The following is a 24691-nucleotide window of genomic DNA, read 5'->3' as shown; positions in this document are numbered from 1 at the left end:
GTTACGCTTTTTATTGAAAAAACCAAAGAAAATTTTGCTAAAACATACTAAAATGCAAAAAAATAAGCTTTTGGCTTGGTTTTTCTCTTTTTTATTGCCAACGCAGGAAACATTTTTTTAAGCAGAAATGTTGTTTCTGTAAGAAAAGTACAGCATTTGTGTAAAAAAAGTAATAAAAATTTTTTACTTTGAAACGCAAAATGTATTTTACGCCCATTTATACAACCCTCTACAACTATGGCAGAGAAAATTTTAGATAAAAACTATAAATTCAAAGACTTACTGGTGTATGCTTCTAATGAAAGTTTTGAAGGCAACAAAAAGAAGTATCGCCGTGTGTTTGAAAACAAAGAAACCACTTATATCTATGTAGAACTTTCGTTTTACAACAAACTCTTTGATGAAGAAGACTGGGAGGCGAATATCACCCTCAAAGCCTTTAAGCTCAATTCTGATGGGGGTAGGAAAGAGCTTTGTAATTTGCCTTCCAAACGTGTTATCAAGAAAGATGAAAATATCGTCTATATCCGTGAAAGTTGGGGAAACGAAGACCCTGGTTCGTATTGGTCGCGTGGCGATTATGAATGGGAAGCCTACATTGATGGCGAAAAGGTAAGCACGCGTAGGTTTTATGTGGAAGAAGGCGGACTGGTGCAGGCAGGAAATAACCCATACTTCGAAATCACCAGTATCAAACTTTTTGATGGTCCTTACGAAGGTTTGCCCGCTGATAAAAGAGTGTATGTTACCCAATTCGATAGCCAAGAAACGCAATATATTTTTGTAGAATTTACCGTAAAAAACAAGCAAGAAAAATCTTGGTACGCCGAAGTGTTTTTCAAATTCTATAATGATGCAGGACAACTCAAAGGAGAAACTTCCGAGTTGCGGTACGTAGGACCTAACGAGCAGACTTTTACGCTTACTTCGGGCTGGGGTTCTTCTAACAAAGGTACTTGGTTTCCCGATAAATATCGCTTGGAAGTGATTTTTATGGACCAACTCATTGCCGTAGTGCCTTTTGAAGTCGCTGATAGCTTCGTAGAAGGTGTGCCAATGATACACAAGCCCGAAGCGGGAACACTTTTTACTGGCTTTTCTACCTCTACCAAAAATCAAGAGCAAACCTTGGAGGAAATAATGGAAGAACTCCAAGAAATGATAGGGCTGGATAGTGTCAAAGAAAAAATCAAGGATTATATGCACTACCTTCGCTTCCTGAAATTGCGTCAGGAGCAAGGTTTTGAAGAAAGCACCCAAATCAGCCTTCACTCTGTATTTATGGGCAATCCGGGTACTGGTAAAACGACCGTAGCGAAAATGCTGGGTAAAATTTACCATAAATTAGGATTGCTTTCCAAAGGCACCGTTTTGGAAGTAGGAAGACCCGAACTTGTAGGTAAATTTATTGGACAAACTGCCCCAAAAGTGCAAGAAATGATTGAAAAAGCAAGGGGAGGTATTTTGTTCATAGATGAAGCCTACTCGCTGGCTCGGAAAGGCGACCAAGACGGGCAAGACTTTGGCAAAGAGGTTATAGAAGTGCTTATCAAGGAAATGTCTGACGGAAAAGGCGATTTGGCAATTATTGTAGCGGGCTACCCTGCGGAAATGGAAATATTTTTGGATTCTAATCCGGGTTTGCGTTCTCGCTTCAATATGATTTACCACTTCCCCGACTATCTGCCCCAAGAATTGATGCAAATCCTTGACCTCAAGGCGAAAAAGAAAAATATTGAATTTGACCCCGAAGCCCGCGAATATATCAAAAAACAACTCACCGAAGCCTACCGCAATCGCGACCGTACTTTTGGCAATGCTCGTTTGGTAGCTTCTTTGGTAGAAGAAGCCAAAATGAACTTGGGCTTGCGTGTGATGAAAAACACCGACTTGGATAATATCAGCCCCGAAGTGCTCAAAACCGTAACATTGGAAGATGTCAAAAACATTTTCAAAACCAAAAAAGCCGCCTTACCCGATATTAGCGTTGATGAAGAGTTGCTACACGAAGCTCTTGATGAATTGAACGGCTTGATTGGAATGAATAGTGTGAAAGAGGAAGTTGTAGAGCTGGTTAAGCTAGTTCGTTTTTATCGCGAAACAGGCAGAGATGTATTGGGTAAATTCTCTTTGCACACCGTATTTACGGGCAATCCGGGTACAGGTAAAACTACCGTAGCTCGGATTATTGCCAAGATTTACAAGGCTTTGGGGGTATTGGAGCGTGGGCATTGTGTAGAAACCGATAGACAAGGGCTGGTAGCAGGTTATGTAGGGCAGACTGCTCTCAAAACTATGGAGCGTATCAATCAGGCTATGGGAGGCGTACTTTTCATTGATGAGGCTTACGCTCTTACACAAGGACACGAAAACGATTTTGGCAAGGAAGCTGTTGAAACGCTTCTCAAACAAATGGAAGATAAACGCGGGCAGTTTGCTGTGATTGTTGCAGGCTATCCCGACAATATGAAGCAGTTTTTGGAAGCTAATCCTGGGCTCGCCTCACGTTTTGATATTACTATCAAATTTGAGGATTACAATGTTGATGAACTTTTGCAAATTGCTTTGTATATGCTGAAAGCCGAAAATCTTACCCCTACCGAAGAGGCTCTGGAGCATTTGCGAAAATATTTTGACTACCTCTACCAAAAACGAGATAAGTTTTTCGGCAATGCTCGCACCGTGCGTAAAGTCATACAACAAGCCGTCAAGAATCAGCATTTGCGTATGGCGTCTCTGCCCAAAGAACAACGCACCGAAGAGATAATCCATCAGTTAGATGTGCCTGATGTAAAAGAATTTAACGAAAATCTGGAAGCAGGCGGACAAGGAGGTATTGGATTCAAACTTGGAGGAGGTTCTACGGCTACCGATACCAAAAAATAGCCTCAAAAATTCTTTTTTAGAGTTTTTTAGTGTAAAATCTTAAAAATCAGCTCTTTCAGAATATCACTTTCTTCCATATTGCCTGCATCAATACCTTTGCTTCGCAAGTCGGCTTCGTGAAGGTAGTGAATGCAGGCAATTACTTTGGGCAAAGGGTAATTTTGAGCGGCTTTGAGATAATCTTTTACAAAAAAACGATTGATACCTAAAAGCTCTGCCAAGTGGGTTTCACTTTTATCCGTGCTTTGATGCAAAACCAGCAACTTAGCAAAAAACTGAAATAGTATCAGTACAATAGGAATAAGCGGATTATCTTTGGGATTTTGGGCAAAAAAATGAACAATTTTATTTGCTTTGAAAATATCTTTTTCTTGCAGAGCTTTCTGCAAATCAAATACCGTATATTCTCGGCTTTCGCCTACATACTTTCTGACAAGCCCTTCGGTAATTTCATTTTCACCCTCTGCAAAATTGATAGTCATTTTTTCAATTTCTTTGGCGAGTCGGCTCAAATCATTACCAACAAACTCTACCAGCAAAGCCACCGCCACTGGGGAAATTTTGCATTTTTTTTCTGCTACAAACTGCTCAATCCATTTGGGAATTTCGTTATCATAAGGCTTTTTAGTTTCAAGAACAACAGCATTTTTTTCAAGCGTTTTGTAAAGACTTTTGCGTTTGTCAAAGGTTTTGTGTTTGTGAGCAAGCACCAGAATAGTGCTTGGAGCAGGGTTTTCCAAATATTTTTGTAAGTTTTTTTGTCCTTCTTCGTTTCGCAATTCGGGTAAATCCTGAAATTCTTTGACAATTACTACTTGTCTATCTGCCATCATCGGAAAACGGCGAGCATTGTTGATAATCTGCCCTACTTGTGAGTCTTTGCCATACATTATCACTTGGTTGAAGCCTTTTTCAAACTCTTGTAAGGCATTCTGTTCAATAAAATCGGTGATGTAGTCAATGTAATAGCTTTCTTCGCCGTGCAAAAAATATACAGAAGCAAATTTGCGATTTTGCAAATCTTTACGTATTTCCTCAAATTTCAATGCTGGCATAAGGTTTTGGCAAATTAGATATGAGCGGTTTGAAACTTTGGATTTCAAATTTTTTCCGATTTGATTTTTTCAAGCAAATCAGGCTGATTTTTAGTGAAGTCGTATAAAATTTGCCCTGTTTCGCTGACACGCAGTTCGGCAATTTGCATACTTACCAATTTTTCAAGTCTTTTTTGGGCTTCTTCGGAGCTTAAAGAGGTTTGGGAGGCAAGTTCGCTTGCCGAAATGATGCCTTTTCGCAAATTGGCAAAACGTACAATCATCTCGTCGGTTACTTGGAAGTCATTGTTTGCCGATTGAGTCTTTTTGGTACGGTGTGTTTGTATTCGCCCCAAGATGTAGCCTATCAAAGTTCCCAAGAAAAAAAAGAAAAGGGTTTTCATAAAATGTAATTATTTGTGTTCAAAAAAGTTTAAAGGTTCAATAGTTTGAGGTTCAAGTTTTAATTCTTCTAAATCTCCAATTTCCTAAATCCTGTTTCCTATTTCCTATTTCCTAATAGCAAACTATACCTAAACAATTAGCATAAAATTTTGCTTTTTTTGAAATTAAACGTATTTTGCACAACTCAAATTTTGCAAAAATATGCTTTTGGGGCAAACCATTCGCAACTTAAAAAGAATTCGCCAAATAACCAACGTTCTGCTCAAATACGGATTTGAGGATTTGGTTGCCAACACCCCTCTGAAAGCCATAGTTCCTGCCAGTAAGCGTTTGGCTCGTTTGCGTGGCGAAAAATTTGTTCATCAGTATTCTCGCCCCGAACTGGCTCGTATGGCGGCAGAAGAACTGGGTCCTACTTTTGTGAAACTTGCCCAAATTCTTGCCAATCGTCCTGATATTATTCCCGAAGAGTATCAACACGAATTTGAAAAACTTCAAAGCCAAGTAGCTCCTTTCCCCACAGAAGAAGCCAAAAAAATCATTGAAAGAGAGCTAAAAAAGCCCCTTGAAGAAGTTTTTTTAGAGTTTGCCGAAAAGCCTTTGGGTTCGGCATCTATTGGGCAGGTGCATTTGGCAAAACTTGCTAATGGACAAGAGGTGGTGGTGAAAGTGCAACGCCCCGATGTAGCCCAAAAAGTTATGACAGACCTTGCCATTATCAAAGATATTGTAAAGCGTGGTAATAAGTTTTTTCAGGCTCAGGGCTTCTACAATATTATGGATATCGTGGCAGCGTTTGAAAAAAGCATCAAAAAAGAGTTGGATTATACCAACGAAGCCCGCTACATAGACCAGTTTCGCACTTATTACAAAGATTACAAGAATTTTTATGTTCCCAAAGCCTTTTTGGAATACACTACTCGCAAAGTAATGGTATTAGAATTTGTGAAGGGCTGTAAAATTACAGATGTCAATCAGTTGCGTAAATGGGGACACGACCCCACACGCATTGCCGAAATTGGAATGGATATTTACCTAACACAAATTTTTCAACACGGCTACTTTCACGCCGACCCCCACCCAGGCAATATTCTCATCAAAGAAGATGGTACGATATGCTTGATTGACTTTGGAATGGTGGGCAAACTTTCCAAAAACGACCGATTCGCCTTTGCGGGTATTCTGATTTCTATGGCTCAAAAAAATCCTACCGAAATGGCACGGAATTTCAAGCGTTTAGCCATAGATTCCGAAATTGAAGATGAGAAAGTTTTTGAAAATGCCCTTGCCGAACTTATTGACGATTTTGTTACCCTTGATGTCAATCAGTCCAGTATGAGCGATATGGCGGCTCGCTTGCAAGAAATTATTCGTGATTTCCGCTTGCAAGTGCCCGGGGGCGTATTTATTATTTTACGAGCCCTGACTATTTTGGAAGGCATTGGCAAAACCATTGACCCAACATTCCAGCCCTACGAATTTTTCCGCCCTTATGGTATCAAGATTTTTTTAGACCAATATTCCCCTAAAAATTTGAGCGAAGAGGCTCTCAATACGGCACGCTCTTTTGTAGGTTTTTTGAATGATTTTCCTCGTGAAGTTCGGGAAATTTTACGAAAACTTCGTAAAGGCAGACTGCATATAGAAACCGAGCTTACAGGCTACGAACCAGCTATTCATAGCCTTACCAAAGCTATTCGTTATTTGGCTATCAGTATTCTGATAGTGGGTTTGCTGCTGAGTGCTTCGCTAATGATAAATACCGAAACCTCTAAAATTTCAACCCTGAGTATTATTAGTTTTTCTTTGGCAATTTTCTTGATGTTGGTGCTGGTGTTTAAGTCTTTTTTGGGTGATGATTGAAAAAGTAAAGTTTTCAATATCAGTATATTGGCTGAAAAAAACTTGTACCTTGCAAATAAAACCTTACATCAAAAAAAATTTTTGCTTGAAAAAACTTAATTTTGAAGTTCATTGTAGCACGTTGTAATGCTTATTTTTTGAATTTTTGAAAAATCTCATTATCATCAATCAACGTAAAAAACTTAAATACTCGTGTTAGTACAAAAAAGAGATGGTCGTTTAGAGTCCGTGAAATTTGATAAAATCACGGCACGTATTGAAAAGCTATGCTATGGCTTGGATATGCGTTTTGTAGAGCCTGTGGAAATTGCAAAAAGGGTAATTTCGGGCATTTACGATAAAATCCCTACCACAGTGCTTGATGAGCTTGCGGCACAAACCGCCGCCGCAATGGCTACTACACACCCCGATTATGCCATTTTAGCGGCTCGGATTGCAATTTCTAACTTGCACAAAGAAACCAGTAAGTCTTTTTCCAACACAATGAAAAGGCTTTACGAATACATAGACCCCAAAACAGGCGAGAACGCAGGGCTTATCGCCAAAGATGTCTATGAGGTTATTCGTAAAAATGCCGCTTTACTGGATTCTACCATTATTTACGACAGAGATTATCATTTTGATTATTTCGGCTTCAAAACGCTTGAAAAATCTTATCTGTTGCGAATGAATGGCAAAGTCGTAGAACGCCCCCAACATATGTTTATGCGTGTAGCGGTGGGCATACACAAAGACGATATTGAAGCCGCCATCGAAACCTACAACCTAATGTCTGAAAAGTGGTTTATTCACGCTACCCCTACCCTATTCAATGCGGGTACGCCCAAACCACAACTATCCAGTTGCTTCTTGCTCACAATGAAAGAAGATTCCATAGACGGCATTTACGATACACTCAAACAATGTGCTAAAATTTCTCAATCAGCAGGTGGCATAGGGCTTTCCATTCATAATATCAGAGCCACGGGTTCTTATATCAAGGGAACTAATGGCTATTCCAATGGCATTATTCCTATGCTGAAAGTTTTTAACGATACGGCACGCTACATAGACCAAGGCGGAGGCAAACGGAAAGGAGCTTTTGCCATTTATCTGGAACCCTGGCACGCCGATATTTTTGAATTTTTGGAGCTAAGACGCAACCAAGGTGCAGAAGAATTGCGTGCAAGAGATTTATTCTACGCCCTCTGGATACCCGATTTGTTTATGAAACGCGTAGAGGCAAATGAAACTTGGTCGCTTTTCTGCCCCAACGAAGCTCCGGGCTTACACGAATGTTATGGCGAGGAGTTTGAGCGTTTGTACGAAAAATATGAATTGGAAGGAAGGGCAAGAAAAGTAGTGAAGGCTCAGGATTTGTGGTTCCACATCTTAGAATCACAGATTGAAACAGGAACGCCTTATATGCTTTTCAAAGATGCCGCCAATCAGAAATCTAATCAGAAAAACTTGGGAACTATTAAAAGTTCTAACCTCTGTACCGAAATCATTGAATATACTTCGCCTGATGAAGTAGCGGTCTGTAATTTGGCGTCGTTGGCTTTGCCCAAATATGTTGTCAATGGCAGATTTGACCATCAGAAACTTTACGAAGTTACCAAAGTGGTTACCCGTAACCTGAATAAAATCATAGATATCAACTACTACCCTGTCCCCGAAGCAGAACGTAGCAACAGACGTCATCGCCCTATTGGTATTGGTGTTCAGGGTTTGGCAGATGTCTTTATTATGCTTCGTATGCCTTTTGATAGCGAAGAGGCTCGTGGTTTGAATAAAGATATTTTTGAAACCATTTATTTTGCCGCTTTGGAAGCCTCTATGGAACTTGCCCAAAAATACGGACCTTACGAAACCTACGAAGGTTCGCCTATTTCAAAGGGAATATTCCAGTTTGATATGTGGGGCGTAAAACCTACTTCGGGGCGTTGGGACTGGGAAGGTTTGAAACAAAAAATCTTAAAGTATGGCGTAAGAAACTCTCTGCTTCTTGCCCCTATGCCTACGGCTTCTACCTCGCAAATTTTGGGTAATAACGAATGTTTTGAGCCTTATACCAGCAATATGTACAACCGCAGAGTGCTTTCGGGAGAATTTATTGTGGTAAATAAACACCTGCTCAAAGACCTCATAGACCTTGGACTTTGGAACGAAAAAATGCGTGAGAAAATTAAAGCCTACGACGGCTCTATTCAGGAAATCAAAGAAATTCCTGAAAATATCCGCGAAATTTACAAAACGGCTTGGGAAATCAAGCAGAAATCTATCTTGGAAATGGCAGCCGATAGAGGAGCATTTATTTGTCAGAGTCAGAGCCTAAATGTATTTATCAAGGAGCCTAACTTTGGCAAACTGACTTCTATGCACTTTTACGCTTGGAAATTGGGCTTGAAAACAGGAATGTATTATATGCGTACTCAAGCCGCCGCAAGTGCTATAAAATTTACTACGGATACCAACGTATTGCAGGAAGTTCAGCAAGGAAAGGAAATGACTTACGAGCAAAAACTCAAAGATATGGCTTGCTCTTTGGATAATCCCGATGCCTGTGAGTCTTGTAGTGGATAAAAATACATCAAAAAAATATCAGGGCTTCGCTTTTGCGAAGCCCTTTGTGTTTGGTAATTATCTGTAAAACAAAAATCCATTTGTGCCGATGCCTGCCCTTACTTCACGTTTCAAATTGCCTGTAGGGGAGAGCTGACGAACTCGGCTGGCTTGCGTGAAAGTGGCTTCCCCGATAAATACTTCTTGGGTAATAGGATTTACCCCTAAACCATACAAGCCAAAATCGGTATTATTGATAAATTCAAATACGGCATTGGTATCAGTATTTACTGCAAAGACCTTTTTTCCTGAAAGTATAAACACCCTATCTGCCGAAACGGCTATTTTAGAGTTAAAGCCATCGCAAGGCACATTATTGATAGTAGCTTCTATTTGGTCGGTAGAAGGGTTGATTTTTACCAAAGTGCCTTTGTTATCAATGAAATTGACAAAATCGGGGTTGCTGTTGCAGATAACCCAAATTTTACCCAATGCATCGGCTACGAGTTTGTCGGGTTGGTTGGCAACCGTGATGCTACCTGTTTGGTTGCCAGAGGCATCAAAAACTAATACCCTGTTGGTGTTGTTATCGGCAACATAAATTTTATTATTGGCAGAAACAATGCCTTGTGGGCGAACTCCATTAAGCGGAATTTTTCTTGTAAAAGTACGCGTACGCAAATTGATTTCTGTCAGAAACCCTTTGGGGCTGGGTCCGAAAGCATCGGCGATAGGTCCCCAATTGGTTACAAAGCCTCTCTCCCCTACTGCGGCGAAAGCCTGTGGGTTTTCTATGGCATTGCTTCCCTGAATAACTGCCACAGCTTTGAGTGTATCTGCATCGCAGATAATTACTTTATCTTGGGCATTGGTAACGATAGCGAGCTTATCAGCGTTGCTTGCAAAAAAGCCCAAAGAATAACCTCGTACAGATTGAATGATACCGCCGATGCCATTTCCACCATTTTCGGCTTCAAAGATGCCATTTTCTACTGTGCCATCTTCTTTCATAAAACTCACCGAGCCATTGCCTTGCGAAAAGTTACCTTCGTTGATGATGAGCGTCCCCCTTCCGTATTTTCCTGATGAAGGTTGAGGGTCTGATGTAGTACAGGCGGTTAGCAAACTGCTGGCTACCAAGCCCCAAAGCAAAGAGCGAAAAATTTTTTTCATAACAATCGGATTTTTAGGTTAAACAATAGGAGTTGGTTTTTTGTGTTCATCTATGGCTACAAAGGTAAAAATACCCTTGATGGCTTGCTCTCGTTTGTTTTCGTACATTTCTTCTTTGTAGATTTCTACTTCTACATCAAGGCTTGTTCTGCCTACTCGTACCACTTTGCCTACGGCTTCAATAATGGTATCGGCAGGTATAGGTTTTTTGAAATCTATTTTGCTGGAAGAAACCGTAACCACTCGTTTTCGGCAAAAACGAGTAGCAGTAATAAAGGCTACTTCGTCCATTATTTGCAGAGCAGTACCACCAAAGAGCGTATCGTAGTGGTTGGTGGTATTGGGAAACACCACTTTGAAGATGCGTGTTTCTGCGGCTTGAATTTGTGAGGCGTATTCTTGCATTTTTTGGTATAGTTTAGGAATTTTTTGCAAACAAGTATTACACAAGCAATCGGAGTACCTTTCTTGTAAATAGTTTGCCTCTGCCTTACTGAGTTGCACCGAAAAACAATGACAAATCGTAATGCTACCCAATTTACATTCAAACATTTTGCCACAAGCAGGGCAAATTTTATTTTCGTGATTTGGCATCAGGCAGAAATTTGCAATTTACTTCAAAATTACATTTATACTCGCTTGATAGTTGCGTTTGGGCATAAATTGGTTCAAAATATTTTCATAACTTCGGTTCCATAGGTTATTGACCTGCAAAGCTATTTGCCATTGTGTTTTCTTGCTTTGCCAGTTTTTACTCCATTGCAAATCGCTTACCCAAAAAGGCTTTACAAATTGAATATTATCCAAATCTGTAAAACGCTTATCAGTAAGGTGTGTTGTAAAAAGTAGGGTTTGTGTTTTGTAGCTTAAAAGCAGTGTGGTACTCCAACGATTTTGTGGGGCATAGGGCAAAGTTTTCCCTCTGAAACGATTACTTGCATCGTTGCGAATTTGCTCAATGCGAGCCAAATTATAGGTGTAATTGAACCAAACTTGGGCTTTCCATTGCTCACTAATTTTTTGGCAAAAATGCGAAGATAGCTCAATACCTTGCGAGCTTACGTCTTGCAAATTCTGCGGCGACCAGAAACCTTGGTCGGTGGGTTGCCAAATAATCCAATCCTTTACTTGCATTTGATAGGCAGTGATTTCGGCAAACAGACTGCTTTTAAGGGTTTTTCGCTCAAAAACCAAGCCTGTTTCGTAGTTCCAACTTTGTTCAGGGGCAATGTTCGGATTGCCTCCGGGTTGCCAATAACGGCTGTTTAGTGTAGGCAAGCGGTAGCCTCTGCTCACTTGCAATTTCCAAAGCAAAGTATTGCCATTTTTTTGCCAAAAATACCATTCCGAGCCCAAAGCAGGTGTAAAAGGCGTTTGATAGCCGCTTACCCAAACCTTTCGGGCATTGAGGGCTACTGCCCAAGCGGGCATAACTTGCAAGCGAGTGAGCAGAAAGGCATCGTTTCGCAGTTCGGTTTTAGCCTCGCCGTAGGCATCAACATTCATCAAAAAGTATTGACTTTGCCAACCCGCTTGCCAACTGACTTTACCGAAATCTTTTTGCATTTGGGCAATTCCAACCCAACGCTTTGTTTGGGTAGTATCTTGCCTGTTGTAGAGCATAAAATCGTTGATGTAGGCAATTTTACCCTCCAAGAGCCAATCTTTTGAAAACTTTTTATGCCAAGCAAGTGCTGTACGCCAATTTTTTTCTAAAAGTGTAGCTCCATTGCTCAAACGCCTAAAATTAGAATGTAACCAATTGTGAAAAGTAAGTTTTTGATTGTTAGTTGTTTGTAAAGAAAAATCTTGATTAGTGCCAAAATAATTTACGGGGGTATTGTTTTCAGTTTCGCCAAGCAGGGCAGGTATTTTGTAATTGTTTTGCAGAGAAAAGCGGTAAAAATTGCTTTGTAACTGCCATTTTGTAGCATTTTGTAAAAAGTGCAAACCTGTAAAGTTTCTTCCAAAACTTCCTATTTCTTGCCTAAACTGCAAAAAATTTTCCTTAATATTTAGCAAATTAGAAAGCAAGATAGCTCCGCCAATAGCTTCTGAACCAAAAAGCGAAGATGCTGAACCCATTTGCAGAGCCATATTAGAATTGGCAAAAACAGGTAAAGTAGCCAAATCATTTTCGCCGAGTGTTGCCGAATTGATATTGATGCCATTCCAAAGTACAGCCGTATGCCCTGCGGAAGTGCCTCTAAAAGCCGTTGTGCCAAGCATTGCGTTGCCGTATTCTTTCAGATACACGCCACTATAACGCAAAAGCCATTCCGAAGCCAAATTTCCTGCATTTTGAGCTAAAAGCAGACTATCGGCTTGCCAAGATTTTGCCCCTACGGCATAGCGTTTGTAAGGGTAGCCTTTTACTTCAATGGGGGCAATGGTATCTTGGGCAAAAGCAATTTGCCAAAAAAACAAACTCAATAAGAAAAACACAAAACGCATTTCCAAGACTTTTTTTGCAAAAAGCCTTTTGTAAAAGCTCTGAAATGGAAAAAAATGAGCAAGAACTTACTTGCTAAAAATTTTGCATTTCAGCACCTTTCACCCGAAGGCTCTGAAAAAGACGGTTCATTTGGCAGGTCTCCTGGCTTGTCGCATTTTGTCAGCCTTCCCACCCCAAAGGGCAGTGGCAGGGGATTTGACAAAACTGCTTCGCGACTCACAGTTGCGGGGACAGCTACGGATTTGCACCGTATTCCCTATTAAAGCCTACTTGCGATTGCAAACAGGCTACCAAATGCAGGGCAAAGATAAGGAAAAAAGTTAATTTTTCATAAAAATCCAATCATTTTTAGAAACTTTTCCCAAAGAAAAGGCGAATACTTCGCCATAGGCTACGGGGATTTTGAAAATGTTGAGCAAGGGAATTTCTAAAAGATAAGCCCACAAACAGCGTATCACGCCTGCGTGTGTGATAAGCAAGACCTTTTGGTAATCTTTTGTTCGCAAACTATTCATAAAATCACTTACTCGCTCATAAAGCCCCAATAGGTTTTCGCCACTGGGGGCAGAGATATTTACGAAATCCTCCATCCATTTGTGCAGTTCCTCTTGGTTGATTTCGTTCCATTTTTTGCCTTCCCACTTGCCAAAATTCATTTCCATAAGGGCTTTTTCATAAAAAATATTTTTGTACGGAAACTCTTGGGCAAGCCTGTAGCATCTTTGTAAAGGACTGCAATAAACGGCATCAAAGCTATCGGGCAGTTTGCTTTGCAAATAGCGGGCTTCCTCTGCGAAAGTATCGGCTAAGGGGACTTCCATTTGTCCGTAACAAAGGTCTTTTTCTACCTTTACCGCCGTATGACGCACTACATATACTTCCATATCGCCGCAAAAGTCAAAAGGATACAACATTCAGAAAGTTGCTCAACTGCCCCCAAGCAGTCGCCTGTGTAGCCGCCTATCCATTTTTCAAAATATCTTTTAGCAAAGAAAAAAAGCACCCCCAAAGGAATAGCAACCCATAGAGCCATTATGTTCCAATAGCTCAAAAAGCCGAGCGGTAGCAGACCAAAAACATACACTCCAACCACTTCTGCTTTTCCAAAACTTTGGGCAATGGGTTTGGCTTTACTTTGCTCATCTTCGCGAGCATACTGGGAGTTAAAAATGATATTAGCCGCATTCAGGCGAGCAAGTGAATGATAAGTAAGAAAAATGAATAAAGTTTCCGCAGAATTGCCTGTACGAGCTAGAATATTTTGTAGAGCCAGCCCTTTGAAGAGCATCAGGAAAATAAGAGCAAGAACGCCGAAAGTGCCGATACGGCTATCTTTCATAATTTCTAAAATTTTCTCTTTGCTCCAACCGCCACCAAAGCCATCAAAAGTATCGGCTAAACCATCTTCGTGAAAAGCCCCCGTAATCCATACGCCTACTGCTAAAGCAAAAACTACACCCATAGAAGTTCCCCATAGCCAGTTACTTATCCAAAAAGCCAAAAAAGAAATTCCACCTACTATCCAGCCAATAAGTGGAAAAAAACGAGTAGCTTTGTTGAGATACTTAGGTGCGTGTGGAGTATTTTTGGGGCAAGGAATACGCGTGTAAAACATCAAAGCCACCCAAAAAATCCTGATTTGCTCTCTCATTCTTTGTTATTCTTGAAAAAAACTTGCAGGTTGGGTTTCCCTATCTCTGAAAAATCACTTTAATCCTAACAAACCCACAAAACCCATAAATGTAGGTATAAACTTCAAGTTTCTTGTTGTTCTACGCTGATTTGCTTTTTTTCAGCAAAATACTTTCTTACAAAGCGTTCAATGGTAAGCCCTTGTCCAATAATAGAAAACATCACCAAAGCATAAGTTACGAAAACAATAAACTGATAGTTAGGAATACCCGCCAGCGAAAGAGCCATTGCGATAGAAATGCCGCCTCGCAAGCCCCCCCAAGTCAGGATAAAATCGGTACGAATATCCGTATTGAGCCTACGGCGGAAAAATGGCTTGGGAAGCGTAATAGCAAGATAACGCCCCAAAAGCATTATGGGTATCACCATTACACTGGCATACAAATAGTGCCAATCAAATTGAATAATGATAATTTCAAAGCCCATAATCAGGAAAAGTACCGCATTGAGCAATACATCTATCATTTCCCAAAATTTATGCACATAATCGCGTGTGGTTTGCGACATTGCCTCTTTCTTGACGATGCTCCCTGTGAAAAGCCCTGCTACTACCATTGCCAAAGGTCCCGAAACGTGTAACTTCCGAGCCAGCAAATAGCCTCCCATTACAACAGCGAGGGTTATCATTACTTCGGTTTGGTAGTGGTCTATGCGGCGAAGCAATTCATAAGTAATCCACCCCAAAAGAAATCCCAAAGCCAAACCTCCTACTACCTCTCTAATCACAAGCCAAGCTACATCAGAGGCTTCAATTTTTTCTATGCCTACGTGAATGATATTGAGCAGAAGCACAAAAATTACTACGCCTACGCCGTCATTGAAAAGCGATTCGCCTACAATGGTAATTTCAATTTTTTTGGGAACATTGGCTCTTGCCAGAATACCTAGCACAGCAATAGGGTCTGTGGGCGAAATTAAAGCACCAAAAATAAGACAATACATATAATCTATGCCCAAGCCCATCATTTGTGAAAAAACAAGATAAGCCAGCGAGCCGATGAGTAGCGTAGAAATTACAACACCCACCGTGGCGAGCATTAGTATCTGAAAGCGGTTTTCTTTGAGTGTAGAAAAATCAGTATGCGAAGAGCCTGCAAAAAGCAAAAAACTCAACATAAAATCAAATAGCACCTTGCTGAAATCAATATCATCAACGATATTCTTGACGTAATCATAGACTCTTTGTTCAAAATGCCCTACTACAATTACAACAAAAGAAACGAAAATAGAAACTATCATCAAACCAATGGTTTCGGGTAGTTTGAGATAGCGAATATTGACAAAAGCAAAAGAAGCCATTAGTACCGTCAGTAGGGTCAGCAGATTGATTAAATCCATAAGCTAAAAATAGTTTTGCCTGAAAAACTTATTTTACAAATTTACACATTTCGGCAGAAAGGCAAGAAAAAAGCCAACTTTTTTGCACCAAAAGCAAGTATTTTTACGTTTTATACCAAAATGAAAATCATTTTCAAGATTGCAAGGTTTTATTTTCTGATTTCCAATGATTTAGAAAAAATCCGAAAACCTATTTGCTTTCAGTATAATAAAAAGGTTAAACCACAAAACAATGCGTTTATTTAGCTTCATTTATGGCATAGTAGGATTTGTTTTTTTGCAGGCTTGTAGCAATAGCAAAGGTACAGAAGTAGCTAATAAGCCCAAAACCGAGCCACCTGTTTCGGTAGAGGCAATGATTGTAAAAAGCCGAGAGTTGGTTAGCCCTTTGGAAGTTAGTGGTACGCTTCAAGCCCAAGATATAGTTGAAATTCGCTCGGAAGTAGCGGGCAAATTGGCGTATTTGTACTTGCCCGAAGGGGGTTTTGTGGCACAAGGTACTATTTTAGGGAGGTTGTATAGTGATGATTTGCAAGCTCAACTCAAAAAAGTGCAAGTGCAGTTGGAATTGGCACGAAAAAATGAGGAACGTCTGAAAAAACTTTTAGAAGTAGGAGGTGTAAATCAGCAAGATTACGACCAAGCCCAAACGCAAATCAAAACCTTAGAGGCTGAAGCCGAGTTCATACAGGCTCAAATTCGCAAAACAATCATTTCTGCCCCATTTGCAGGAAAAATAGGTTTGAAGCAGGTAAGTTTGGGTAGCTACGTAAGCCCTAATCAAATCATTACTACCTTACAAAGTCCCCAACTTTTGGTAGATTTCAACGTACCTGAGCAGTACCTTACCAAAATACAGATAGGAAGTAGCGTAGAAATGCTTGTAGAAGGGAGCAGTGTGAAGTATCAGGCACGCATAATGGCTACCGAACAGCAAGTAAATGCCAGCACTCGCAACCTGAAAGTAAGAGCCAGAATTGAAAATGGGGATAAAAATCTGATGGCAGGAATGTTTGCTCGGGTGCTATTAGGAGGAAATGAAAAACAAAATGCCCTGCTGATTCCTACTGCGGCGGTTATTCCTGAAACCAGAGGCAAAAAAGTGGTGGTAATACGTAAGAGCAAAGCCGAATTTGTAAGCATAGAAACTGGCTTACGCAAAGAAAGCGAGGTACAAGTTTTGAGCGGCTTGCAAGCAGGTGATACCATTGCCACCACAGGTTTGCTTTTTGTAAAACCTAATAGCTCTCTGCAAATCAGAAAGTTGCGAGAATAACTTAACAAAGAGGGCTTCGCTGAAAAAACGAAGCCCTATGCTTTCCAAAATTAGATGGTTTCCAACAAAACTTGCTTTTGGGTTTGTTTTGCCTGATTTATGGCAATAGGCTGAATTTTTTTGCCTGTATAAGCAACGAAAATACCTTTTTCTTGCAGATAGGGTTTTATTTGATGTAGTTTCTGCAAAGAAATTATCCCGATAGCGTATTTGTAGCTTTCTGAATGATACAGTTCGGAAATATGCTCAAAAGGAACGTTTTGTAGCTCTTCTTCTTCATTGTAACGCAAATAAATTTCCAAAAGCACTTTTTCGGTGAATTGTAGGTGGCTATTCCAATGGCTTTTTTTGTACTCGTAGCGGTAATTGTAAAGCGAAGCCGAAATATCCGAAAGTACCGCTGAACCTGTGGGGTGTCCGCCTGCTCCTTTGCCTATAAAAATTTGTTTCTGCGAAAAAGCCGCTTCTACAATCACGCCATTGGTTTCGTTCTCTACGTGAAATAGTGGGTGATTGCTATCTATGAGTTGGGGCATCAGGAAAACTACCACTTCGTTTTTACTCACTTTTTCGGCGTGATTGATGAGTTTGATTTTCAAGCCTTTTTCTTTGGCATATTGTAAATCTTGCAAAGAAAACTGCTCTATTCCATAATTGAAAACTTCATCAGGACTGACCACCAAGCCAAAGGCGTGAAGTACCAAAATACAAAGTTTGTATTTGGGGTCAAAACCGCCTACGTCTAAAATAGGATTAGATTCAGCAAAGCCCAATTCCTGAGCCTTTCGCAAGGCTACTTCATAGCTTAAATTTTCTTGGGCAATTTTTGTAAGAATGTAGTTGGTAGAGCCATTAAAAATGCCGCTGATAGCGTACAAATGCTCGTTGTCGTAGTATTCTTCCAAAGTGCGAATAATGGGAATGCTACCACAAGCGGAGGCTTCGTAGAGTAAAGGTGTTTGATACTGCTTTTGTAATTCTAAAAGTTCGGGCAAATGCTCGGCAAGCATTTTTTTGTTGGCAGTAACTACGGGCTTCTTGCGTTTTAGGGCTTGGGAAACTATTTGAAAAGCCTCATCAGCATTGTCTATCAGCTCTACAACCAAGTTGATTTCGGGATTTTCCAAAATTTCTTGGGCTTGGGTAGTAAAATAGCTCAAATCTAAGGGGCGAGGCTTTTCGGGGTGTTTAATGCAAATCCGAACTACTTCGGCGGGGAAATTTTCGTTTTTGTTCAAAATGTCGTACAAGCCCTGACCAACACAGCCAAAGCCAAATAGACCGATTTTCAGTTTTTTGGGGTTCATAGCAAAAAAGAATTTGAAGGTACAACCAAATGCCTATCTGCCAATAGGACTTTCCTTGCTTCTTTTTTGCTTATGCAAAATTACAATTTGCTTTCGTAAGTATCAAACTTTCTTTGAAAAAAATTGTTTGGCGTTTTTGTGTAAAGTTTTTATTTTTCGTGCCAAATACAAAATGTATGGCAAAAATTCTGATAATTGATGATGAAGCCTCTATCCGAAACGCTTTGAGGGGCATTTTAGAAGATGAAAAGCACGAAGTGAAAGAGGCTAAAAATGGCGACGAGGGGCTGAATATGCTTTCTAATGAAGATTTTGATGTCGCTTTCTGCGATATAAAAATGCCCAAAATGGACGGAATGGAACTGCTTCGCAAATTCCGTGAAATAGGCAAAAATACACAAATTATTATGCTTTCGGCTCACGGCAATATAGAAATAGCCGTGGAAGCCACCAAATACGGAGCCTATCATTTTCTTGAAAAACCACCTAATTTGCAACAACTGCTCGTTACTTTGCGAAATGCTTTGGATAAGAAAGATTTGGTGCAAGAGAATAAAAATTTGAAAAAAACTATCAGCAAGGTAGTGAGCCAAAAATATGAAATCGTGGGCGAATCGGCAGTAATGCAAGAGCTAAAAGCTGAAATTACTCGGGTTGCTCAAGCCGATGCCCGTGTGTTGATTTTAGGACCCAACGGAGCAGGCAAAGAATTGGTTGCTCGTCAGTTGCACGAGCAAAGTCCTCGTAAAGATGAGCCTTTTGTTGAGGTAAATTGTGCCGCTATTCCAAGTGAACTCATTGAAAGCGAACTTTTCGGGCACGAAAAAGGCTCTTTTACAGGAGCTATCAAAGACAAAAAAGGCAAGTTTGAACTGGCTAACAAAGGCACGCTTTTTCTTGACGAAATCGGCGATATGAGCCTTTCGGCACAGGCGAAAGTGCTTCGAGCTTTGCAAGAAAAGAAAATTACCAAAGTAGGCGGTGATAAGGATATAGAGGTAGATGTGCGGGTAATTGCCGCTACCAATAAGGATTTACGCGAAGAAATTCGCAAAGGCAATTTCCGAGAAGATTTATTTCATCGCTTGGGCGTAATTATTCTCAAAGTTCCTTCGCTTGATGAACGCAAAGAGGATATTCCTCTGCTTGTGAATAAATTTTTGAATGATATAGCCGAAGAGCACAAAACCAAGCCCAAAAGCATCACCCCCGAAGCCATAACCTTTTTGCAAGAACTTTCGTGGTCGGGTAATGTACGCGAGCTTAGAAATGTGGTAGAAAGGCTCGTTATTTTGAGTGGCGAAAAAATCACCCTGCAAGATGCTCAAAAATACGCAGTATTCAAAATTTAGTAGTGTTGGGCGAGCCATTCTTGCATAATGCTTGTCCCTGAGGAAGTGCCAATACGCTCTGCCCCTGCCTGAATCATTGCAAGAGCAGTTTGCAGATTTTTAATTCCTCCTGAAGCCTTGATACCAATGGTATCAGGGCAATTTTTTCTCATTAAGCGTATATGCTCCACGGTAGCTCCTACCGAAGCAAACCCTGTGGAAGTTTTTACAAAATCTGCCCCTGCTTCGGTGGCAATTCTGCAAGCTAAGGCAATTTGCTCATCTGTCCAGTAGGCGGTCTCTAAAATCACTTTCAAAATTTTTTCCTTTTCGTGGGCAAGTTTGGCAAGTTGAGCAATTTCAATTTTTACCCAATCGTAAGCTCCTGTGGCAAAGGCGGAAAGCGTCATTACCATATCCAGCTCATCGGCTCCGTCTTGGATAGCTACTTCCATTTCTCGGCGTTTAGTGGCTGTTCTTTCATAGCCCAAAGGGAAACCTATCACCGTAACTACTTTTATATCTGTGCCTCTTAAATCTCTGTGAGCTTTTTCTACCCAATAAGGCGGTACGCATACGCCTAAGAAGTGAAACTCTTTTGCTTCGGCAATGAGCTTATCAATATCGGCATAAGTCGTAAGGGGTTTGAGGCAAGTGTGTTCTATGTACTTATTGATAGGTAGCATATTTTTAGTGTTTTATCAGGCTAAAAGGTTTCTTTGAGGAAATTGAGTAAATTATTGGTGCTTATACGTTTTTGCTCGCCTGTACGCATATTTTTGATAGCTACTTCACTATTTTTTATTTCTTCCGAACCTATTGCAATTACAAAGGGGATTTGCTTTTTGTCGGCATACTTGAACTGCTTATCTAGCTTGGTGCTTTGTGGGTAAATTTCAGCTTTGTAGCCTTCATCACGCAGTTTTTTTAGCAAAGGCAAAACAAACTTTTCGCTATCTTTATCAAAATTAGCAAAAAGAATTTGTGTAGTGCTTTGGGTTTGAGCAGGAAACAGGTTTTGCTCTTCCAAAACATCATAGATTCTATCCAAGCCAAAAGAAAAGCCAACGCCCGCCATTCCTTGCAAGCCGAAAGTTCCTGTGAGGTTATCATAACGCCCACCGCCGCTAATGCTTCCCACTGCCGAATTTCTAACTTTTACCTCAAAAATTGCACCTGTATAATACGAAAGTCCTCTTGCAAGGGTAATATCCACAGAAACAGGAAATGCGGTTTGGCTATCAAAATACTTTACATATTCAAAAACTTGCTTCAAATCAGCGACACCTTCTAATCCGATAGAAGATTTTTGTAAAAACTTTTCTAAAAATGCTATTTTTTCTTCATTATTTTCAGGCACGCTAAAAATAGGTTGTAAATCTTGGATATTTTGCACCGAAAAGCCCCTTTGGGAAAGTTCTTGCTCAACTTTTTCCTTGCCAATTTTATCTAATTTATCAATGGCTACACACAAATCAGCTTCCTTACCTTCTGCTCCGATGCTTTCGGAAATACCTGCAAGAATTTTTCGGTGGTTGATTTTGATTTCAAAGTTTTGTATGCCCAAACGCTTGCCCAAAACTTCGTACATCATTAAAATAATTTCTGCTTCGCAGAGGAGCGAATTAGTGCCTACCACATCGGCATCGCATTGATAAAACTCACGATAGCGTCCTTTTTGGGGAGCATCGCCTCGCCATACAGGCTGAATTTGATAGCGTTTGAAAGGGAAAGCCAGTTCATTTTGGTTCATCACAACAAATCGGGCAAAAGGTACGGTCAAATCGTAGCGTAAGCCTTTTTCAGCAATTTGCAAAGCAAAGAGTTTAGAGCCTTTCTGCAAATCTTCGGGCTGAACATCTTTGAGAAAATCGCCTTGATTGAGGATTTTATAGAGAAGTTGGTCGCCCTCTTCGCCATATTTACCCATTAGTACCGAAAGATTTTCCATTGCGGGGGTTTCGAGGGGCAAAAAGCCAAATTTTTCAAAAACTTCTTTGATGTGTGCGATAATAAAATTTCTACGCAACATCATAGCAGGTGTATAGTCGCGAGTACCGCGTGGCAGAGTAGGCTTTTGTTTCATTTTCAAATGGTAATTTTAGCTCGCAAAATTACAAAAACTTTTCAAAGGCTTTTTCATATTCCAAACTTTCTATTTATTTTTGCATAAAACTGCCAAACAAAAATAGCTATGAGCACCGCTACTCAACAACAAATTCGTACCGTACACTTTTATTATCCGCCTTTTATAGTAGATATGCTCTTACGTTGGCTTTCTATGGGGGTGTATCGTAGTATGGAAGATAGCGACCAGCACAATACATCAGAGTTTGTTGTTTTTGCTATTATACAACTTATCATTACGGCAATTACTGCTATTTGGGTTTTTGTACGTTTTCATAACCTAAAAGGAAATTACGAGTTTCTGCGTGCAGGTTATTATGAGGAGAAAATTTCTTTACTTTCCATTGCTTTCCGAATATTTAATGTACTTTCTGTAACCTATATTCTTTCAGGAGCTATTCAGGAGCAAGGCTTTTATCGTTCTTTTGTAGGGGTACGCCCCGAGTCGGAAGTGGCTGTGTATATCATTGTTTTTTTGATATATGCGGGGATAATGGTATATCTTTCGTTTAGTAGCATCAGCGTACCCAAAGAACACGAAAATGAGTTTATAGCTACCTCTCCTCTTATAGAACCTTTCCCCTTTGGTAAATGGATAAAAAGGCTTGGCAAAAAAGATGATAAAAGTCCGCTTTTATCCCCCGAAATGGAAGATAGAAGCCTTTTTATTGATAATTTTGATTACCAAATAGACCACAACGACCTTGAAATTATTAAAGTAGAAGGCAGATTACGCAACGAACATTCGCGTGTGGAAGCCTATATTTTGGAAAGTGTAATGTTTGGGGCATTGGCATTTTCGGGCTTTCTTTCTATTATTGCCTCTGAAAGATTTAACTTTACATTACAGGAAAGAATTTTTTTATCAGATACCAATGTGCATATCATTCAAAATGTAAAAGAGGCAGAAAAAAAATCTGATGGCACAGAAATTATCAAGAGCTATGATAAAACAATACCCATTGCCGAAGAGGCTGATTATCGCTATAAACAAGTAGAGCCACTTTTGGATATTAAAAATCCTAAAAAAGTTGTACCTATCGTAAAAAATACTGAAATGCGTGTATTCTGGTCGGAGGCGATGAGTCTGCTAAAAAATGTGCTTTTGTTCAAGTTCAATGCAGATACCCGCCGAAGTTGGAACAGACTGCTACAACCTTCTAACCTAATTATGCTTATTTCCATAGAAACACTTTTTTGTGCCTTATTTTTCCTTTCCGTGATAGCTTCTCGTTTGCGTTATACCAAAATGACCGAAGAGATTGATAACTTGGTGCGTTTGGCTCGTAATTTCAACGAAAAAGAAGAGGAAGTACACAATCTTATTTTGCAGGGTTTGGGTGATGATAGTATTCAAGGCAACTTGCGTAGGCGTTTGCAAAGTTTGAGCCTGAAAATCAATCAGTATGTAGATAGAGCCAATGACCTTATGGAAAAAGCTCGCCCTATACTTGTGTATATGAGTTTGTTTAGAAATTTGGGGGTAATCACTTTCATTTTCATTCTCATTACAAGTTGTATATTCTTTTCCGAAACGCTTGCATTTATTTTCTTGCTCTTTTCTATTGTGGCTTACGTGTACGAATACATTGATATAAAGCTCAGAATGAAAGGCAAACAAGCATAGCACAATTTTTGCGGGGCTAATCAGAAAAAGAAAAAAATGAGAATTCCTTTTGTCGTTTTATTATGTTGGGGCTTGTTCCTTACTGCTTTTGCCCAAGAAAAAGAAGATAACCTTCTGGAAACAGATACTATTCCCGATTTGCGGATTAAACTGCCCAAAGAAAAAAAAGAGCAAAAGGAGAAAAAAGAGCCCAAAAATGTCTATTATGGCAAAAAAGTTCGTAAAAGTTTTATTAAAAAAACAAGCTCTAATGTAACCATTGAGGTTTTTCATTATCTTAAAGTACAAGACCGAGGGCTGGTGAATAAATACATTGAGGAAATTTATGCCTTTCACCCGCAGAAAAAAAGAATTATCGTGAGTACCTACGACAAAATGCCTTGGGACGAAGTGAAAATCTTACACGGACCTTACAAAAAAACAGAAAATAACCGAGTAGTAGAAGAAGGATTTTTTTACTTTGGTGTCAAGCACGGCAGGTGGGAAAAATATGGCAAAGATGCTCTTGATAGAGATTTTGTGCTACTGGAAAAAACTAAATATTACCGAGGATTCTTGAAAGAGTCCAAAATTTCGTATCACGACGAAATGCAGAAAAAACTAAAAGAAGTTATCCCCATCAAAAATGGCAAAAAAGAAGGCACTTATCTTCGCTTTCACCCCAACGGAAATCTTGCTGAAAAAGGAGTATTTCAGAATGATGTAAAAATTGGCTTGTGGGTAGAATATTATCCCAACGGCAAGCGTAAAAAAGAAACCTACTATCCCAAAATATGGTATGACGAAGAAACCGAAGTGCAAATTCGTGAATATGACGAAAATGGCAGAATAAAGCAAGACTAATCCATCACAACCTGCCCACGATTTTGTAATTTTTTTCAAAACCTTTCCTTAGTTCGGTTTTTCAAATATTTTTTTCCTATTTTTACGCAAAAATTTCAAAAAGCTTTGTATGCAAGGATTAAGCTATCACGTAGATATTGTACTTTGTATTGATGCCACAGGCTCTATGTCGCCGATTATTGACAAAGTAAAAGAAAATGCTCTCAAATTTTATGATGACCTTTCGGTACAAATGAGGCAAAAATCCAAGCATATTGATAAGTTGCGTGTGAAAGTTATTACCTTTCGCGATTATTATGTAGATGGCGATATGGCTATGCAGGTTTCTCCTTTTTTTACTTTACCCGATGAAAAATCATCATTTCAGGCATTTGTAAGTCGTATCCAAGCCGATGGCGGCGGAGATGAACCCGAAAATGGCTTGGAGGCTCTGGCTCTTGCTATTCAATCTGATTGGAGCAAAGAAGGTGATAAACGCAGGCAAATTATTGTACTATGGACAGATGCCAGCACGCACCCTTTGGAATTTAAAGCGGATAGCAAGCCACAAAACTACCCAACAACTCAAATTCCTAAAAATTTTGATGACCTCACCGACCTTTGGGACGGGCAAACTATGAATCGTGCCGCCAAACGTCTCATTTTATACTCCCCTGATGCTTACGCTTGGACTGATATTGCCAACCACTGGGAAAATACTATTCAGTACCCTTCCAAAGCAGGTGAAGGACTGAGTGAAATTGATTATCAGACCATTTTAGATGCTATTGCCAATAGCGTCTGACCTTTT

Annotated in this window: 19 protein-coding genes, 1 pseudogene and 1 riboswitch; of the genes and pseudogenes, 8 read left to right on the top strand and 12 right to left on the bottom strand. The window is 39.9% G+C overall.

Going from position 1 to position 24691, the window contains the following annotated elements:
* The first annotated feature begins 237 nt into the window (after positions 1-237).
* Positions 238-2886 (top strand): AAA family ATPase, encoded by a 2649-nt coding sequence (locus ACWITO_RS03820; protein ID WP_448528683.1) that lies wholly within the window; start codon positions 238-240, stop codon positions 2884-2886.
* A 26-nt stretch (positions 2887-2912) separates the two neighbouring features.
* Here the strand turns inward: ACWITO_RS03820 and holA are convergent, their stop codons facing one another.
* A complete protein-coding gene (gene holA / locus ACWITO_RS03815) occupies positions 2913-3941 on the bottom strand; it encodes a DNA polymerase III subunit delta (RefSeq protein WP_448528682.1) in 1029 nt (342 codons plus the stop codon).
* A gap of 44 nt (positions 3942-3985) precedes the next feature.
* A complete protein-coding gene (locus ACWITO_RS03810; RefSeq protein WP_448528681.1) occupies positions 3986-4324 on the bottom strand; it encodes a hypothetical protein in 339 nt (112 codons plus the stop codon).
* Between the two features lie 202 nt (positions 4325-4526).
* Between ACWITO_RS03810 and ACWITO_RS03805 the strand changes: the two genes are divergently transcribed.
* Together ACWITO_RS03805 and ACWITO_RS03800 are read left to right on the top strand one after the other, a co-directional pair.
* Complete coding sequence (locus ACWITO_RS03805) at positions 4527-6188, top strand: ABC1 kinase family protein (RefSeq protein WP_448528680.1); 1662 nt, start codon at positions 4527-4529, stop codon at positions 6186-6188.
* Between the two features lie 192 nt (positions 6189-6380).
* Positions 6381-8753 carry a ribonucleoside-diphosphate reductase subunit alpha gene (locus ACWITO_RS03800; RefSeq protein WP_448528679.1) on the top strand — a complete coding sequence of 791 codons (2373 nt, stop codon included), beginning with the start codon at positions 6381-6383 and terminating at the stop codon, positions 8751-8753.
* A 57-nt stretch (positions 8754-8810) separates the two neighbouring features.
* On the opposite strand, the gene ACWITO_RS03795 is transcribed toward ACWITO_RS03800, so the two are convergent.
* From ACWITO_RS03795 to ACWITO_RS03765, 7 genes and pseudogenes are all read right to left on the bottom strand, one after another.
* A complete protein-coding gene (locus ACWITO_RS03795) occupies positions 8811-9905 on the bottom strand; it encodes a YncE family protein (protein ID WP_448528678.1) in 1095 nt (364 codons plus the stop codon).
* An 18-nt stretch (positions 9906-9923) separates the two neighbouring features.
* Entirely contained in the window at positions 9924-10310 is a 387-nt protein-coding gene (locus ACWITO_RS03790; protein ID WP_448528694.1) for an acyl-CoA thioesterase, read from the bottom strand.
* 36 nt (positions 10311-10346) lie between these two features.
* Positions 10347-10499: pseudogene (locus tag ACWITO_RS03785) on the bottom strand (cysteine-rich CWC family protein); the annotation flags it as partial.
* Positions 10500-10517: 18 nt separating this feature from the next.
* Complete coding sequence (locus tag ACWITO_RS03780; protein ID WP_448528677.1) at positions 10518-12359, bottom strand: TonB-dependent receptor; 1842 nt, start codon at positions 12357-12359, stop codon at positions 10518-10520.
* Positions 12360-12474: 115 nt separating this feature from the next.
* Positions 12475-12670, bottom strand: a riboswitch (cobalamin riboswitch).
* Positions 12671-12680: 10 nt separating this feature from the next.
* Positions 12681-13274, bottom strand: coding sequence for an alpha-ribazole phosphatase (gene cobC / locus ACWITO_RS03775; protein WP_448528676.1), 594 nt, complete (start codon positions 13272-13274; stop codon positions 12681-12683).
* Positions 13229-14011 carry an adenosylcobinamide-GDP ribazoletransferase gene (locus ACWITO_RS03770; protein WP_448528675.1) on the bottom strand — a complete coding sequence of 261 codons (783 nt, stop codon included), beginning with the start codon at positions 14009-14011 and terminating at the stop codon, positions 13229-13231. Before ACWITO_RS03770 ends, cobC begins: the two co-directional genes overlap by 46 nt.
* Positions 14012-14115: 104 nt before the next feature.
* Complete coding sequence (locus ACWITO_RS03765) at positions 14116-15390, bottom strand: cation:proton antiporter (protein ID WP_448528674.1); 1275 nt, start codon at positions 15388-15390, stop codon at positions 14116-14118.
* Positions 15391-15622: 232 nt separating this feature from the next.
* Between ACWITO_RS03765 and ACWITO_RS03760 the strand changes: the two genes are divergently transcribed.
* Positions 15623-16666 (top strand): efflux RND transporter periplasmic adaptor subunit, encoded by a 1044-nt coding sequence (locus ACWITO_RS03760; RefSeq protein ID WP_448528673.1) that lies wholly within the window; start codon positions 15623-15625, stop codon positions 16664-16666.
* Positions 16667-16716: 50 nt separating this feature from the next.
* On the opposite strand, the gene ACWITO_RS03755 is transcribed toward ACWITO_RS03760, so the two are convergent.
* Positions 16717-17973: a homoserine dehydrogenase gene (locus ACWITO_RS03755; RefSeq protein WP_448528672.1), complete on the bottom strand. Its 1257-nt coding sequence runs from the start codon at positions 17971-17973 to the stop codon at positions 16717-16719.
* A 176-nt stretch (positions 17974-18149) separates the two neighbouring features.
* Between ACWITO_RS03755 and ACWITO_RS03750 the strand changes: the two genes are divergently transcribed.
* Entirely contained in the window at positions 18150-19325 is a 1176-nt protein-coding gene (locus ACWITO_RS03750; protein ID WP_448528671.1) for a sigma-54-dependent transcriptional regulator, read from the top strand.
* On the opposite strand, the gene deoC is transcribed toward ACWITO_RS03750, so the two are convergent.
* Together deoC and hisS are read right to left on the bottom strand one after the other, a co-directional pair.
* Complete coding sequence (gene deoC, locus ACWITO_RS03745; protein ID WP_448528670.1) at positions 19322-19990, bottom strand: deoxyribose-phosphate aldolase; 669 nt, start codon at positions 19988-19990, stop codon at positions 19322-19324. The two genes, ACWITO_RS03750 and deoC, sit on opposite strands and share 4 nt — an antisense overlap.
* A 20-nt stretch (positions 19991-20010) precedes the next feature.
* A complete protein-coding gene (gene hisS, locus ACWITO_RS03740) occupies positions 20011-21390 on the bottom strand; it encodes a histidine--tRNA ligase (protein ID WP_448528669.1) in 1380 nt (459 codons plus the stop codon).
* 108 nt (positions 21391-21498) lie between these two features.
* On the opposite strand from hisS, the gene ACWITO_RS03735 reads away from it, so the two are divergent.
* The 3 genes from ACWITO_RS03735 (at position 21499) to ACWITO_RS03725 (ending at position 24685) form a co-directional block, all read left to right on the top strand.
* Positions 21499-23058, top strand: a complete 1560-nt coding sequence (locus tag ACWITO_RS03735) for a hypothetical protein (protein ID WP_448528668.1) — start codon at positions 21499-21501, stop codon at positions 23056-23058.
* Positions 23059-23094: 36 nt separating this feature from the next.
* Positions 23095-23901: a toxin-antitoxin system YwqK family antitoxin gene (locus tag ACWITO_RS03730; protein WP_448528667.1), complete on the top strand. Its 807-nt coding sequence runs from the start codon at positions 23095-23097 to the stop codon at positions 23899-23901.
* 109 nt (positions 23902-24010) lie between these two features.
* Entirely contained in the window at positions 24011-24685 is a 675-nt protein-coding gene (locus tag ACWITO_RS03725; RefSeq protein WP_448528666.1) for a vWA domain-containing protein, read from the top strand.
* Positions 24686-24691: the final 6 nt, after the last annotated feature.

Source organism: Raineya sp., assembly GCF_053497555.1.
The sequence above is the reverse complement of the archived record's forward strand: the minus strand, read 5'-3'. Positions and strand labels throughout refer to the sequence as shown.

Bases quoted from the DNA above. Each gene is read 5' to 3' on its own strand.
- deoC (WP_448528670.1), bottom strand. From the start codon at position 19,990: ATGCTACCTATCAATAAGTACATAGAACACACTTGCCTCAAACCCCTT.
- cobC (WP_448528676.1), bottom strand. From the start codon at position 13,274: ATGTTGTATCCTTTTGACTTTTGCGGCGATATGGAAGTATATGTAGTG.
- holA (WP_448528682.1), bottom strand. From the start codon at position 3,941: ATGCCAGCATTGAAATTTGAGGAAATACGTAAAGATTTGCAAAATCGC.
- ACWITO_RS03755 (WP_448528672.1), bottom strand. From the start codon at position 17,973: ATGAACCCCAAAAAACTGAAAATCGGTCTATTTGGCTTTGGCTGTGTT.
- ACWITO_RS03750 (WP_448528671.1), top strand. From the start codon at position 18,150: ATGGCAAAAATTCTGATAATTGATGATGAAGCCTCTATCCGAAACGCT.
- ACWITO_RS03765 (WP_448528674.1), bottom strand. From the start codon at position 15,390: ATGGATTTAATCAATCTGCTGACCCTACTGACGGTACTAATGGCTTCT.
- ACWITO_RS03810 (WP_448528681.1), bottom strand. From the start codon at position 4,324: ATGAAAACCCTTTTCTTTTTTTTCTTGGGAACTTTGATAGGCTACATC.
- ACWITO_RS03805 (WP_448528680.1), top strand. From the start codon at position 4,527: ATGCTTTTGGGGCAAACCATTCGCAACTTAAAAAGAATTCGCCAAATA.
- ACWITO_RS03725 (WP_448528666.1), top strand. From the start codon at position 24,011: ATGCAAGGATTAAGCTATCACGTAGATATTGTACTTTGTATTGATGCC.
- ACWITO_RS03780 (WP_448528677.1), bottom strand. From the start codon at position 12,359: ATGCGTTTTGTGTTTTTCTTATTGAGTTTGTTTTTTTGGCAAATTGCT.
- ACWITO_RS03760 (WP_448528673.1), top strand. From the start codon at position 15,623: ATGCGTTTATTTAGCTTCATTTATGGCATAGTAGGATTTGTTTTTTTG.
- ACWITO_RS03735 (WP_448528668.1), top strand. From the start codon at position 21,499: ATGAGCACCGCTACTCAACAACAAATTCGTACCGTACACTTTTATTAT.
- hisS (WP_448528669.1), bottom strand. From the start codon at position 21,390: ATGAAACAAAAGCCTACTCTGCCACGCGGTACTCGCGACTATACACCT.
- ACWITO_RS03730 (WP_448528667.1), top strand. From the start codon at position 23,095: ATGAGAATTCCTTTTGTCGTTTTATTATGTTGGGGCTTGTTCCTTACT.
- ACWITO_RS03770 (WP_448528675.1), bottom strand. From the start codon at position 14,011: ATGAGAGAGCAAATCAGGATTTTTTGGGTGGCTTTGATGTTTTACACG.
- ACWITO_RS03820 (WP_448528683.1), top strand. From the start codon at position 238: ATGGCAGAGAAAATTTTAGATAAAAACTATAAATTCAAAGACTTACTG.
- ACWITO_RS03790 (WP_448528694.1), bottom strand. From the start codon at position 10,310: ATGCAAGAATACGCCTCACAAATTCAAGCCGCAGAAACACGCATCTTC.
- ACWITO_RS03795 (WP_448528678.1), bottom strand. From the start codon at position 9,905: ATGAAAAAAATTTTTCGCTCTTTGCTTTGGGGCTTGGTAGCCAGCAGT.